Below are 12,984 nucleotides of genomic sequence, written 5' to 3'. Positions count from 1 at the left end.
CTGGCCCCTTTCAGCAGATTCCCTGCTGCCAACCAGCAGATATTCCGGCGCCAGGCGCGCGACTGCGCTTGCTGCAATGCACAAGCCCGCGTGAAACTTCGTTATAATGTCGGCCATTGACCCCCTCAGCAATCTAAGGATATCCCATGAGTTTGAATAAAGTTTCCGCCGGCCGCGACGTGCCGAATGATTTCAATGTGATCATCGAAATCCCGATGAATGCCGATCCGATCAAGTACGAAGTGGACAAGGAATCGGGCGCGATTTTCGTCGACCGCTTCATGGGCACCGCCATGCACTACCCGTGCAACTACGGTTACGTCCCGAACACGATCGCCGACGACGGCGACCCGTGCGACGTGCTGGTCATCACCCCATTCCCGCTGATTCCTGGCGTCGTGGTACGTTGCCGCGCCATCGGCGTGCTGAAAATGACCGACGAAGCCGGTGGCGACGCCAAGGTGCTGGCGGTTCCTGTCGATAAGATTTTGCCGATCTACAAGCACTGGCAAAAGCCGGAAGACATGAACGAACTGCGCCTGCAGCAAATCCAGCACTTCTTCGAGCACTACAAAGACCTGGAGCCGGGCAAGTGGGTCAAGGTCGAAGGCTGGGGCGGTCCTGAGGATGCCAAGGCAGAGATCATGAACGGCATCGCCGCGTTCGACAAAGACAAAGCCGCCAAGGCCTAAGCTGTCCAGTGTCCTTGCCTTCTTTGGCAGCGACCTGCCTTTGGCAACGATGGCATCCGGTAACATCCGACGCGCTCCCCATGGAGCGCGTCTTGTGTTTACAGGCGCGTTTTACGAACCGCCCATTTACCAGCCGATATCTTGCAGCAGCGGATAGGTCAGGTCGTGCGGCGGCGTGACATCGTGCGGCAGGTCGGGGTTAATGGCTGGCTCCATCAGCTGGTTTGGCTTGGTATCGACCGAATAGTGCGATACGGACGAGCCCGGCGAATACTCTTCCGGACTGTACATGCGAACCCTCCTGACCAGGTCGGTGCCGGACAGCTTGTTGGGATCGACCCCGAGACTGGCGGTGACTCCCGAGGAGGTGCGCGAACGCCGCACCATCGCGGCCTTGAGCTGCTCACCGGTCGCCTTGTCGATACGCACGGCCGGAATGCGCACGGCCGGGTCGGTGCCGCCCAGCGGACTGACGGGGTCGGACGTGTTTTCCATCACCACCATGCCGCGCGCGCCCGCATTCTGCAAAATCCGGGCCTTGGTCACGAATGTGCAGGTGCCGCGGTCGACCAGGGCGATGTTGCCCCGCACCGCCATTGCGTTGGCGGGACTGAGCGGCGTGCACGCCAGGCCGCTGCCGTTGGCCTGGTCGACCACCGGCATTAATTCGCCCGATACCGCATTTTGCCCCAGCTGCGGCCCGAACGAGGCTTCGCCCACGTCGTGGCTGCCGCTGGCCTTGCCCGCTGCCATGCCGCTGACGATCAGGTCGGGCTGGGCGGCGAGGACCTGCGCGGTCACCTTGTACACCTTTTCGCCGTTCCACGACAAGGTCGCGCCGCCGATGGCCGAGCGGCGGCGTTCCTCATCTTTCATGTTGATCCAGGATTTGTTGTTCCGGATATCGACCAGGAAATAATCCCAGATCGATGGAATGCCAAGGAAGAACTCGCCGGTGCTGTCGTCGGTGAAGTTCTGGAACCCCAGGCCATGCGCCAGTTCGTGCAGCAGCACGGCCACCAGGTCGATCTGCTGGCCCGCCTGGCGGTCCAGCCCCAGGTAAAAGCCGGAGCCGGGCATGCAGTCGGGAAACAGACCCAGGCGGGAGTTGAAACGCGCCTGGATATGGGCTTCGCCCGGGGTGGCCAGGTCGGTGCGGGCCAGCTTGCTCGCCAGCGCGCCCGGATACCAGGTGTTGGCCTTGGGCGCGTTGGGGAAATCGGCAAACACTTCCAGCGCGCCCGCCGAGCCGAGCACCGCGCCATCGGCGTTGCATGGCAGCGGCTCGAACGAGGCGGCCACCCGGACCGGCACCGGGCTGGTGATGGTGCGGCTCCAGATATCGGCTGCCTGCTGGAACGCGATGAGGCGCTGCGCCCCGATTGTGCGCCCATTGTTGCCGCCCACCGGCCGCGCCGGGGTGGCATCGTTGAAACCGACGTTGGGCGCATTGGTATTGACGATCGTGATGGTTGCCGCCGCGTGGGCGCCACCGATGGTGCAGCAGAAAAAGGCAAGGGCGGCAGCGGCCTGCCGCGGGAGGGGGCGCTTATTGCTCATTGCTGTGCTCCTCCGCTGGCGTGGCCTGGCTGAGGGCGGCGTGCCGCGCGGCGGCTTCGTCCTCCACGCAGCGCTGGACCAGCTTGCCGTCGGCCGTGCGCGAGACGACGGAATACACCACACCGCGCCCGCCCAGGGGCGCGCTGCGGGTACCGTCGGCACGCACCCGGACCTGCGGTTGCGGAAGCACCACTTGCGGCTGCCGCAAGTTGCCCTCCATTGCGCGCAGCTCGGCCGCGGTGGCCGGACGCAATTGTCCAGTTTGCTTGTCGCGCACCACGGCCATGGTGTCCGCTTGCGTCGCGGCCGTGGCTGCCGTCGAGAAGGCAGCCAGTGCGCAGCAGGTGATCAGGGTTTTACTCAACATGTTGGAAGTCTCCTGGTTTCGTTCATTGTTAACTGCCTTCGGCGCAGCAATATCAGATTGCCCAAGCCGACCAGCAGCATCAGACAGGTGCCAGGTTCGGGCACCGTAGTAACTACGACAGCGTCGATGCCGATATAGTTCGCTGCTGAGGCGTCGCCAAGGTAACGAAATGCGAAACGGCCCTGGCCGTTATAGTCGAGGCTGGAAATGACCTGTTGCCAGACCGTGGGATAGTCCGAAATGCCGCCGAGTATGCCGAGCACAGTGTTGAAGGAGGCGGGATTGGTGCTGCCGCCCGGGGAAAAGCGCACTTCGAGCGTATCGCCAAAGCCGGAGGCACTGGCCGAGCGCGTGAAGAACGATAGCTCGCTGGGGCCGATCAGGTTCACGACCGGGGTGATCAGCCAGTTGTCGATGCTGCCCATGCCGTTTTGGGCGCTCAGGTAGTTGGCGGCGATATAGGAGGAGGGGGGACCCGAGGGCGCCGCAAACACGCCGGGATTGCCTTGCGACCAGGACTGGCCGGGCGGGATGCTCTTGTTGAGCAGGGCCCAGTCGTGCAGGGTGCTGATGTCGTTGAAGTTTTCGTTGAGGACCACGATGGGTTCGATGGCATGCGATGCAGTGGGCAGCGCGGCGGCCACGGCGATGGCGGCCGTGGCAAGCAGTGTAGGAAGTAGTTTCATCGTCGTTCTTTCAGCAGTTGCCAGCGGGATGGCAGTTCCACTCGCTCTGGCAGGCAGCGAGGCCACGGTTCATCCCATGATAGGAGTGGAGGAGGCGCCAGCATTGATGTGTGCTTAATCTGTGAAGCACATGAAAGGACAATTGATGGGAACTTAATCGAAGATGCGCGGCGAAGCAGGTTCAGCCGGCGAGCGATGCGAGGGCCTTGCACGTCCCCGGCGGGGCGGGGACCTTGTCCGGAATAATCAGTTGCCGGCGGAGCGAGCAGTAACTTTTCGCAAACGCAGTTTTCCCACGATGCCGACAGGGAAAAAGTAGATCGACAGCACAAACAGCACGCCCAGCCACAGCATCCAGCGGTCCGGATGCAGCGCCTGCGCCAGCAAGGGCACGCCCTCGAGGGCGGCCGAGCCTTCGGCCATCAAGGACTTGAGGTAATTCTGGGCGATGATGAACAGGGTCGCGCCGACCACCGCGCCGTACATGGTGCCCATGCCACCGATCACCACGATCAGCAGGATGTCGGTCATCACCTCGAAGCCGAGCATGGTTTTCGGACCCACGTAGCGCAGCCACAGCGCCATCAGCGCGCCGGCCAGGGCCGCCACCAGGGCCGCCAGGACATTGGCCCAGATCCGGTACAGCACCGTGCGGTAGCCCAGCGCCTCGGCGCGGAACTCGTTTTCGCGGATCGCCTGCAACACCCGTCCGAACGGCGAGTTGACCAGCCGCAGCAGGAACAGGAACAGCAGCAGGCAGCCGCCGAACACGATGTAGTAGGTGATCAGCTTGCCGTCGATGGCGCGCCCGAACAGCTCCGATTCGACCAGGCGAAAACCCGGCGTGAGCAGTTCCGGCACCATGAAGGTCTTGCCATCCTCGCCGCCGGTCAGGTCCGACAGTTGCGAGGCCAGCACGGAAAACGACGACGCAACCGCGAGCGTGATCATGGCGTAGAAAATGGCGCGCACGCGCAGCGCGAACAAGCCCACCACCAGGGCCAGCACCAGGGTCAGCAGCAGGGCCAGCAGCAGGCCGGCGAAGGCCGCGCCCCAGGTCGGATCGCCGCTCGACAGCCCCAGCCCGACCCCATACGCGCCGATGCCGAAGAACATGGTGTGGGCGAAGGACACAATGCCGGTGTAGCCGAGCAGCAGGTCGTAGGATGCCACCAGCACGATGTAGACGCAGATGGTGGCGGCGGTGTTGAGCGGACGGGCGCCGCTGGTGAGGAAAGGCGCCAGTGCCAGCCCCAGCAGGATCAGCAGCAGGGTGGCGGACAAGGCCCGGCTGCGCGGCAGATCGCCGGATAAGAGGTGATTGAGCATGGTGATTCTGAACATGGTGATTCCTTAGCGCCGCAGGTTGGAATACAGGCCGGCCGGGCGCCACAGCAGGATGACGATCATCAGGGCGAGGTTCGACACCAGCGCGAACTTGGGCAGCAGGAAGCCGGCATAGTTGGCCACCAGGGCGATGAGCAATGCGCCGATGAAGCAGCCGCCGACCGAGCCCAGGCCGCCGATGATGATGACGATAAAGATCAGCACCGTGATCTCGCCGCCCATGGCGGCCGTCAGGGTTTCCTTGTACAACCCCCACAGCACGCCGCCCAGGCCAGCCAGGGCCGAGCCGGCCGCGAACACGGCCACGAACAGACGCCGCACCCGGTAACCCATGGCCTCGACCATCTCGCGGTTTTCGACGCCGGCGCGGATCAGGAGGCCGACCTTGGTGCGGTTGAGCACCAGGAACATGGCGGCGAACACCAGCAGGCCGATCACGACCGCCACCAGCCGGTATTTTTCGACCGCGGCGTCGCCCAGCATCACCGCGCCGCGCAGGCTGGCCGGCAGCGGCAGGGGAATCTGCTCGGCGCCCCAGATCACGTTGATCAATTGTTCGGCCACGATCATGCCGCCCATGGTGATCAGGATCTGCTTGAGCGGCTGGCCGTACACGGGCGCGATGATGATGCGCTCGAACACCAGCCCGAGCGCGGCGGTGGCCAGCATCGCCAGCGCGATCGCCAGGCCCAGCACACCCAGGTTGAGGGCCAGGGAATCGACCTCGAGCCAGCCACGCATGGGAATGAGGACCATGGTGGCGGCGTAGGCGCCGACCGAGACGAAGGCGCCGTGCCCGAAGTTGAGCACGTCCATCAGCCCGAATACCAAGGTCAGGCCGCTGGCCATGATGAAGATCATCATGCCCATCGCCAGCCCGGCGATGGTCAGGGTGAGCCAGGTGGGAAAGCTGCCCACCAGCGGCAGGGCCAGCAGCATCAGCGCCGGCACCAGCAGCAGTGGCGCGAGGTCGCGCCTGGCGGCCGGCAGCGGCGAATCGGCCGGGGCGGCGGGCAGCGCGGTGGCGGCGCTCACCGGAGGCGATGTGGTGGTCACGTTGTTGGTCTCCGTGTTCATGATGGATGCAGGTTCATTGATGGGAGCTCAGTGCCAGCCCGAGCAGGCGTTGCTGCAGGTCCGCGTTGTCGACCAGCTCGCGCATGGCGCCGGCATGGACCACTCTTCCATCATCCATCACCGACACCGTGTCGCCCAGCTGCTTGACGAAACTGAAATTTTGCTCGACCAGCAGGATGGTGGTGTTGGTCTGCTTGAGTTCGCGAAAGGCGGCGATCAGGCTCTGGATGATGGCCGGGGCCAGCCCCTTGGTCGGCTCGTCGATCAGCAGCAGCTTGCGCGGCTCGACGATGGCGCGCGCGATCGCCACCATCTGCTTTTGCCCACCGGACAGGTTGCCGGCCGGGTAGTGCCAGAATTTCTTGAGCGCCGGAAAGAAGCCGAAGATCCACTCGACCCGCTGCTCGTCGAGCGGCCCGTTGCGCGCGGCCAGATACAGGTTGTCGCGCACGGTCAGGTCGGAAAACACGCCCATCGATTCGGGCACGTAGGCGATGCCCAGTTGCGCGATGTCGGGCGTGGGCAGGGCGGCGATGTCGCGCCCGTCGAAGCGCACCGTGCCGGCGGTCGCTTTCCACAGACCCATGATGGTGCGCAGGGTGGTGGTCTTGCCGGCGCCGTTGCGTCCCAGCAGCACCGACAGGCCGCCGCGCGGCACCGTCAAGTCCACCCCTTGCAGGATATGGTATTCGCCGATGTGGGTGTGGACCCCGCTGAGCTGGAGGATGGGTTCAGGCATGGCTTCACGCATGTTCGGGTGTCCCCAGATAGGCTTCCTGGACGATGGCCGACGCCATCACCTCGGCCGGATTGCCGTCGGCCTCCAGGGTGCCGTTGTGCAGGACGATGATGCGGTCGGCCAGCGCGCGCACCACATCCATCTTGTGTTCGACCAGCAAAATGGTCTTGTTGCGTTCAGCCTTGACCTGGTGGATCAGGTCGAGCACGACGGGTACTTCGTCCACGCTCATGCCGGCGGTTGGTTCGTCGAACATCATGACCGCCGGTTCCAGCGCCAGCAAGATCGCCACTTCGAGCTTGCGCTTGTCGCCGTGCGACAGGGCCGCCACCGGGGTGTCGCGCCGGCTGGCCATCGACACCCGCTCCAGGTAATGGTCGGCGCGCACGATCAGGTCGGCGTGGCTGGACCAGCGCGAGAACATATTCATGCCGATGCGCGCGCGGCTTTGCACGGCCAGGCGCACGTTTTCGCTCACCGTCAGGTGCGGAAACAGATTGGTCAGCTGGAAGGCGCGGCCGATGCCGAGCGCGGTACGCCGGGCCGCGCCATGGCGGGTGATGTCTGCGCCTTCGAGCAAGACCGTGCCTGAGGTGGCCGGCAACTGGCCCGACATCAGATTGAAATAGGTGGTCTTGCCGGCGCCGTTGGGGCCGACGATCACGGTCAGGGTGCCTGGATAGAAATCGGCGCTGACCCGGTTCACCGCCACATGCCCGCCGAAGCGGATGCTCAGTTCGCGCGTCGACAAGGATGGCATTGCCGCCGGCGTCACCGCTTGTTCCTCACCGGTAGCGGCAGTTCGCTGGCCGGGATTTCGCGCACCAGTTCCAGCAAGTCCCACTCGTTCTTCTGCTCTTTCTTGATGCGGAAATGGTACATCGGCTGCAGCGCCTGGTGGTCTTCCTTGCGGAAGGTCATCTTGCCCTTGGGCGTGTCGAAGTCCATGCCTTCCATGGCCGCGATCAGCTTTTCGGTATCGCCCGAATTGGCCTTGGTCAATGCCGTGACGACCGCGCTGGCGGCCGCGAAACCGCCGGCGGTGAACATGTCGGGCGGGGCCTTGAAGCGCTTGCTGTGCTCGGCCACGAACCAGTCGTTCATCTTGTTTTTCGGGAAGCCGTGGTAGTAATAGATGGTGCCCTGGGTGCCGGCGAAATTTTTCCAGGTTTTCATCACCGGCAAAATATTGCCGCCCGGCGCGAGAACGACGCCGTAGCGCTCGGGTTTCATGTCGGCCAGCTTGTTCATCGGGTTCGGCCCGGCCCAGACGATTTGCAGCAGGCGCGGCTCGGGCTTGTTCTTCAGGGCGTCGAAGATGCGCTGGGCCGGCGCCGTGAAATCGGTGGTGCCCTGGGGCGCGTATTCCTCGTGCACCACCTGGGCCTTGCTGCCGGTCGCCGTCAGCGCTTCCTTGCCGGCCTTGACCGCATCCTTGCCGAAGGCGTAGTCCTGCGCCAGGAAGGCCACGCTGCCGGCCTTGAGGGTGCTGGCGGCGGCCAGGGCATCCTGCATCGAACTGCGCGCGGTGCGGAAGATGTAGCGGTTCCATTTCTCGCCGGTGATGGCGTCGGCCACGGCCGGCTCGACGATCAGGATTTTCTTGTACTCCAGCGCCACCGGCAGCATGGCGATGGCCGAGCCGGACGAGGTGGTGCCGACCGCGATATCGGCCTTGTCGTCGCCGTAGGCTTCGGCCAGCAGGGTGCGCCCCAGGTCGGGCTTGCTCTGGTCATCCTTGACGATCACCTTGAGTTTGCGCCCGTTGATTTCCATCTTGCCGCCGGTCAGATACTCCAGACCCATCATGAAGCCGGTTTCGGTTTCCTTGGCATAGGTTTCGAGAATCCCGGTCTTGCCGGCGATGAGGGCGATTTTCAGGTCGGGCGCGGCCATGGCCGGCGTTGCCAGCGCGGTGGCCAGGGTGGCCAGGACGGCGCCTGTCAGGGTGTTCAGTTTGTACATCGTGTCTCCTCGTTGGGATGGCTGCTTTATATTTATATGGTGGGGCTGATACGGTTCAGTCTACCTGGCTCAGGAAGCGTTCGATCGCTTTCCGGGCCGGCGCTTCGGTCAACATCGGCGCGTGGCCGACGCCGGGCACCTCGGCATACTGCATGGCCGGCGCGGCGCGCTGCATGTAACTGGCCTGTTCCTGCTCGACCAGGTCGGACAGGCTGCCGCGCACCAGCAGGGTGGGGCGGTTGCGCGCCAGGCGCCGGAACGCAAGGCGCGACATCCACGACGACGGTTTGAGCTTGCCGCTTTGCAGGGGCAGGGCGATGTTGGGGTCGTAGTGCAGCACCAGCTGGCCGGCATCGTTTTCACTGAACGCGCGGCGCGCCCACTTGTTCCATTCGGCCATGTCGTTCGACGGAAAGGCGGGCTGGTTGATGTCGCGCATGTATTCGGCGGCCTGTTCCCACGTCAGCATGGTGGTGCCCTTGCCGGCATAGGTGGCGATGCGCGACAAGCCTTTTTGCGAGATCACCGGGCCGACGTCGTTGAGCACGGCGGCGGCGATCAGGTTCAGGCGGCGCAGCGCCAGGGTCATGGTGATGATGCCGCCCATCGAGGTGCCGACGAACACGGCGCGCTCGATGCCCAGGTCGCGCGCCAGCTTGATGACGTCGCCGGCGTAGACCGCCGGGTTGTAGTGGGCCGGGTCGGGGTCGTGCGCCGACTGGCCGCGCCCGCGCACGTCCAGCGCCAGCACTCTGCGCCCCTGGGCGGCGATCCACGGCGCCAGTTCGTCGAAGTCGCCAGAATTGCGCGTGAGCCCATGCAGGCAGATGACGGGCAGGCGCGCCGGTCCGCTATGGCCCGGATAGTCGCGCGCGTACAGGGTCAGGCCGTCGTCGCTGGTGTAGCTGATGTCGTTGAACGGCCTGGCCGCGCCCCCTGCGCCATTGGCGTGCAGGTGGCGCGCGGCTTGCGCGCCATCGTGTTCCTGTACGTGTACCGTCATGCTCAGAACCGGTACTCGAAGGTGGCCGAGACGGTGCGCGGGGCGCCGTAGAAGGCCGTCAGCACGCCCTCTTTGCCGAGGTTCGGGAACACGTAGCCGCCGGTGCGGTAGCGCTTGTCGCCCAGGTTCTTGCCGTGCAGGCCGGCGCGGATGCGGTTGTCGGCGCTGGTCCAGGTCAGGCTCAGGTCGTACAAGGTGTAGGCCGGCTGGTCGAGCACCGAGGCGTATTCGAACTGGGTGGTGTCGTCCTTGTAGGAGGCGCTGCCGCTGATGCTGAAGGTGCCGCTGCGGCCCATCACCGGCATGCCGAGGTCGTAGGTGGCGCGCAGGTTGGCCGAGTTCTTCGGCGTGTTCTGGAAATAGCGCTCGCTGGCCACGTTGACCAGGGCCGGCACGCCGCCGACCAGTTGCGAGGTCAGGAACTGGGTGTACCTGGCGTTGATGTGGCTAACCATGCCGGTGACGCTCAGGGCGTTGGTCAGCTTGGCGCTCGCTTCGAGTTCGAGGCCGCGGATCTTGGCCTTGCCGGCGTTGGTGGTCACGCCGGCGAAGCTGTCGGGGCGGCCGTCGCCGTTGGTGTCGACCTCCACCGAGCCGGGAATCTGCACATTCTTGTATTTGCTGTCGAACAGGGCGATATTGGTCAGGATGCGCTTGTTGTTGTAGGACGATTTCAGGCCCAGTTCGAGTGAGTCGATGGTTTCGGGAAGGAAGCCGGCGCGCGCGGTGGCCTCGCTGATCTTGGTGCCGGCCACGTTCATGCGCGGGTCGAAGCCGCCGCCCTTGAAACCACGCGCCCAGCTGGCGTAGATGTTCTGGTTGGCGCTGGCCTTGTATGCCAGGCCGAGCTTGGGCGTGAACTTCTTGTCTTCCCTCTCCAGTTCGCCGTGGGTGAAGTCGGTATCGGTGCGAAACAGCACGGCGTTGGGATTGCCCATCGCCGGCGTGCCGTTCAGGCCTAGGTAGATCTGGCGCAGCACCTTCGCTTCGCGCTTGTCGACCGTGTAGCGCCCGCCCAGCGAAAAACTCAGCGCGTCATCGACCTTGTAGTTGGCGTCGGCGAATACGGCCCAGGCCTTGGTATCGATGTCGCCCAGGGTAAAGGTCGAACTGGGGAAGGCGCCGGCCAGGACGGTGTCGAAAATGTTGTAGGCGTTGGCGTCGATGTAGTACACGCCGGCCACGCCCTGCACTTTGTCGCCGGTGTAGGTGAGCTGGAATTCCTGGCTGAACTGCTTGTTCTTGTACAGCGCGGGCACTTCGAAGTCGACCACCTGCAGCGAATCGAAGTCGATCGGCGCATACGATTTGTCGCGCCGCGCGGCGGTCACCGACTTGACGCTCAGTTGCGGGTTGACGGTGTATTCGAGCAGCGCCGACCAGCCGTGGGCCTTCACTTCCTGCTCGTGCCCGAGCGCGCGGGTCAGGTTGGCGCGGGTATCGTACACGTTCGACAGGATGGGCGCGCCGCTGGTGCGCCCGACGGTCACGCGGTGGCCGTTGCGCGCACTGGAGTCGTCGTCGGTGGCGTCGGCCGCGAGGCGGATGAACAGTTCCGGCGTGGGCGTGAATTCGGCCGACAGGCGCGCCGCCGTCATGTCCTTGTCGTAATTTTGGGCGCCGGTGACGAGGTTGCGCCCGTAGCCGTCGTGCTTGAAGCGGGCGATCGAACCTCCCAACCGCACCGTGTCGGAGAGCGGAGTGCTGGCGGTGAGCACCGCTTCGCGCTGGCTATAGTCGCCCAGGGTGATGCGGCCGCGGATGTCGGTTTTCGAGCCGAGCTTGCGCGTGACGTACTTGACCGCGCCGCCGATGGTGTTGCGGCCGTACAGGGTGCCTTGCGGGCCGCGCAGCACTTCGATGCGCTCGACGTCGTAGATGTCGGTAACGGCGGCCTGCGGGCGCGCGAGGTAGATATCGTCGAGGTAGATGCCGACGCCGGCTTCGAAGCCGGCCAGCGGGTCTTGCTGGCCAACGCCGCGGATGAATGCGGTCAGGGTCGAGTTGGTGGCGCGCGAGGCCTTGAGCGTGGTGTTCGGTATCGACAGGGCCAGGGCGGTGATGTCTGGTGTGCCCTGTTTGGATAGCTGGTCGCCGCCGAAGGCGGTGACCGACACCGGTACGTCCTGCAGGTTTTCCGGGCGGCGGCGCGCGCTCACCGTCACGACGCCGGCATCCTGGATGGGGCCGGCGGCGGGGGCGCCCGACTCGGTCTGCGCCTGGGCCGTGCCCAGCGCGCCACCCGACAGGGCCAGCACGGCAGCGGCAATACGATGTAAGGGAAAGTGTCGGACGGTGGTCGGGCGCATGGTGTTGTCTCCTGGGATTTTTTGGACAATGCGGGAAGCCGGCAAAGAAGTCATGCAGTGTGCCCCCATTTAAATTTGCGCGAAAGATAACGAAACGCCCACCCACTGTGCAAAAATGCACAGGTATGGTTTGTACAACTCTTTGTTTCCGCGCAGGCTAGCTCGAGTGACACTTTGCATTTTATTAATGCTTAAAAATAAAATGTTTGTGTCGGCCATGTGCACTGGTGCACAATATCCACGATGAATAGTGGATATCGATTTCATGAATACCTTTCCTGAATGGACAGACCTGCGGTTCTTCCTGGAGCTGGCGCGCGCCGGTACCTTGTCGGGGGCGTCGCGCCGGCTGGAGGTGGAGCACACCACGGTGGCGCGCCGCATCGACCGCCTTGAAATCCAGCTCGCCACCACCTTGTTCGACCGCAGCCGCGAGGGCTATGAGCTGACCGAGATGGGCCAGGCGCTGCTGCCGCACGCCGAAGCGATGGAAAGCGCGGCGCTGGCCGCCACCGAGCAGCTGGGCGGCACCGAAGTGGCGGCGCACGGCGTGGTGCGGCTGGGGGTGCCGGAAGTGTTCGGCGTGCGCGTGGTGGCGCCGCTGCTGGTCGGGCTGCTGCAGACCCATCCCGACCTGAGCATCGACCTGCTGGTGCTGCCGCGCTTCGCCAACCTGGCCAACCGCGAGGCCGACCTTGGCGTGATGCTCGATCCGCCCAGCACCGGGCGCTACATGATCACGCGGCTGGCCTCGTTCCGTTTCTATTTGTACGCATCGCCCGCGTACCTGGCGCGCCATCCGCCGATCCGCGAGCATGCCGACCTGGCGCGCCACGATTTCGTCGATTACGTGCAGGACCGGCTGGCCAGCCGCGAGCTCAGTTATCTCAATGAACTCGGGTTCACGCCAAGGCGCCGCTTGTGCTGCACCGGGATGACCGCACAGGTTGAGGCGGCAGCGCTGGGGATGGGGCTGATCATGGCGCCGCCGTATGCGGTGCCGGACGATGGACGGCTGGTGCCGGTGCTCGACCAGTTCTTCGCGGAGCGCTCGTTCTGGCTGGCCGCGCCGACCGATTTGTATCGCTTGCAGCGGGTGCGCGCCGTGTGGAATTTGCTGAGGGAGTATTCGGACCGGCAGCCCTCGCTGTTCGTACACGGGCGGGAGGAGCGGCGGTGAATTGTCGAAATCGCTGACCTGCAAACCGTCGCCCTCCCTCCCGCAAAGGCGGCCCTTGG

12 protein-coding genes are annotated in these 12,984 nt (G+C 64.6%); 2 read left to right on the top strand and 10 right to left on the bottom strand.

Features of this window, described 5'->3' with window-relative positions; genetic code table 11:
- The first annotated feature begins 146 nt into the window (after positions 1-146).
- Positions 147-692 (top strand): inorganic diphosphatase, encoded by a 546-nt coding sequence (ppa, locus tag IV454_RS28915; protein WP_054263314.1) that lies wholly within the window; start codon positions 147-149, stop codon positions 690-692.
- A 126-nt stretch (positions 693-818) separates the two neighbouring features.
- Here the strand turns inward: ppa and IV454_RS28910 are convergent, their stop codons facing one another.
- The 10 genes from IV454_RS28910 to IV454_RS28865 all read right to left on the bottom strand — a co-directional run bounded on the left by IV454_RS28910 (position 819) and on the right by IV454_RS28865 (position 11,745).
- A complete protein-coding gene (locus tag IV454_RS28910) occupies positions 819-2,252 on the bottom strand; it encodes a PA domain-containing protein (protein WP_206089059.1) in 1,434 nt (477 codons plus the stop codon).
- On the bottom strand, positions 2,242-2,619 hold the full coding sequence (locus tag IV454_RS28905) for a post-PEP-CTERM-1 domain-containing protein (RefSeq protein WP_206089050.1): 378 nt from the start codon (positions 2,617-2,619) through the stop codon (positions 2,242-2,244). Before IV454_RS28905 ends, IV454_RS28910 begins: the two co-directional genes overlap by 11 nt.
- Positions 2,613-3,305, bottom strand: a complete 693-nt coding sequence (locus IV454_RS28900; RefSeq protein WP_206092892.1) for a choice-of-anchor J family PEP-CTERM protein — start codon at positions 3,303-3,305, stop codon at positions 2,613-2,615. Before IV454_RS28900 ends, IV454_RS28905 begins: the two co-directional genes overlap by 7 nt.
- Before the next feature lie 246 nt (positions 3,306-3,551).
- Positions 3,552-4,634: a branched-chain amino acid ABC transporter permease gene (locus IV454_RS28895; RefSeq protein WP_206092891.1), complete on the bottom strand. Its 1,083-nt coding sequence runs from the start codon at positions 4,632-4,634 to the stop codon at positions 3,552-3,554.
- Between the two features lie 24 nt (positions 4,635-4,658).
- Positions 4,659-5,729, bottom strand: coding sequence for a branched-chain amino acid ABC transporter permease (locus tag IV454_RS28890; protein WP_206089048.1), 1,071 nt, complete (start codon positions 5,727-5,729; stop codon positions 4,659-4,661).
- Positions 5,730-5,742: 13 nt separating this feature from the next.
- Positions 5,743-6,468, bottom strand: a complete 726-nt coding sequence (locus IV454_RS28885; RefSeq protein ID WP_206089046.1) for an ABC transporter ATP-binding protein — start codon at positions 6,466-6,468, stop codon at positions 5,743-5,745.
- A gap of 4 nt (positions 6,469-6,472) precedes the next feature.
- Positions 6,473-7,228: an ABC transporter ATP-binding protein gene (locus IV454_RS28880; RefSeq protein WP_206092890.1), complete on the bottom strand. Its 756-nt coding sequence runs from the start codon at positions 7,226-7,228 to the stop codon at positions 6,473-6,475.
- 11 nt (positions 7,229-7,239) lie between these two features.
- On the bottom strand, positions 7,240-8,433 hold the full coding sequence (locus tag IV454_RS28875) for a substrate-binding domain-containing protein (RefSeq protein WP_206089044.1): 1,194 nt from the start codon (positions 8,431-8,433) through the stop codon (positions 7,240-7,242).
- A 55-nt stretch (positions 8,434-8,488) separates the two neighbouring features.
- Positions 8,489-9,436 carry an alpha/beta fold hydrolase gene (locus IV454_RS28870; protein ID WP_206089042.1) on the bottom strand — a complete coding sequence of 316 codons (948 nt, stop codon included), beginning with the start codon at positions 9,434-9,436 and terminating at the stop codon, positions 8,489-8,491.
- 2 nt (positions 9,437-9,438) lie between these two features.
- Positions 9,439-11,745, bottom strand: a complete 2,307-nt coding sequence (locus tag IV454_RS28865) for a TonB-dependent receptor (protein ID WP_206089040.1) — start codon at positions 11,743-11,745, stop codon at positions 9,439-9,441.
- A gap of 265 nt (positions 11,746-12,010) precedes the next feature.
- Between IV454_RS28865 and IV454_RS28860 the strand changes: the two genes are divergently transcribed.
- Positions 12,011-12,925 (top strand): LysR family transcriptional regulator, encoded by a 915-nt coding sequence (locus IV454_RS28860; RefSeq protein WP_206089031.1) that lies wholly within the window; start codon positions 12,011-12,013, stop codon positions 12,923-12,925.
- Positions 12,926-12,984: the final 59 nt, after the last annotated feature.

The sequence above is a fragment of the Massilia antarctica genome, assembly GCF_015689335.1.
In the GTDB taxonomy this organism is placed as follows: Bacteria; Pseudomonadota; Gammaproteobacteria; order Burkholderiales; family Burkholderiaceae_D; genus Telluria_A; species Telluria_A antarctica.
Note: the sequence above shows the minus strand (reverse complement) of the source record. Positions and strands in the feature narration are given on the sequence as shown.

Excerpts from the sequence above, each read along its gene's own strand:
- ppa (WP_054263314.1), top strand. The coding sequence starts at position 147 with ATGAGTTTGAATAAAGTTTCCGCCGGCCGCGACGTGCCGAATGATTTC.
- IV454_RS28860 (WP_206089031.1), top strand. The coding sequence starts at position 12,011 with ATGAATACCTTTCCTGAATGGACAGACCTGCGGTTCTTCCTGGAGCTG.
- IV454_RS28910 (WP_206089059.1), bottom strand. The coding sequence starts at position 2,252 with ATGAGCAATAAGCGCCCCCTCCCGCGGCAGGCCGCTGCCGCCCTTGCC.
- IV454_RS28865 (WP_206089040.1), bottom strand. The coding sequence starts at position 11,745 with ATGCGCCCGACCACCGTCCGACACTTTCCCTTACATCGTATTGCCGCT.
- IV454_RS28890 (WP_206089048.1), bottom strand. The coding sequence starts at position 5,729 with ATGAACACGGAGACCAACAACGTGACCACCACATCGCCTCCGGTGAGC.
- IV454_RS28885 (WP_206089046.1), bottom strand. The coding sequence starts at position 6,468 with ATGCCTGAACCCATCCTCCAGCTCAGCGGGGTCCACACCCACATCGGC.
- IV454_RS28875 (WP_206089044.1), bottom strand. The coding sequence starts at position 8,433 with ATGTACAAACTGAACACCCTGACAGGCGCCGTCCTGGCCACCCTGGCC.
- IV454_RS28880 (WP_206092890.1), bottom strand. The coding sequence starts at position 7,228 with ATGCCATCCTTGTCGACGCGCGAACTGAGCATCCGCTTCGGCGGGCAT.
- IV454_RS28905 (WP_206089050.1), bottom strand. The coding sequence starts at position 2,619 with ATGTTGAGTAAAACCCTGATCACCTGCTGCGCACTGGCTGCCTTCTCG.
- IV454_RS28900 (WP_206092892.1), bottom strand. The coding sequence starts at position 3,305 with ATGAAACTACTTCCTACACTGCTTGCCACGGCCGCCATCGCCGTGGCC.
- IV454_RS28895 (WP_206092891.1), bottom strand. The coding sequence starts at position 4,634 with ATGCTCAATCACCTCTTATCCGGCGATCTGCCGCGCAGCCGGGCCTTG.
- IV454_RS28870 (WP_206089042.1), bottom strand. The coding sequence starts at position 9,436 with ATGACGGTACACGTACAGGAACACGATGGCGCGCAAGCCGCGCGCCAC.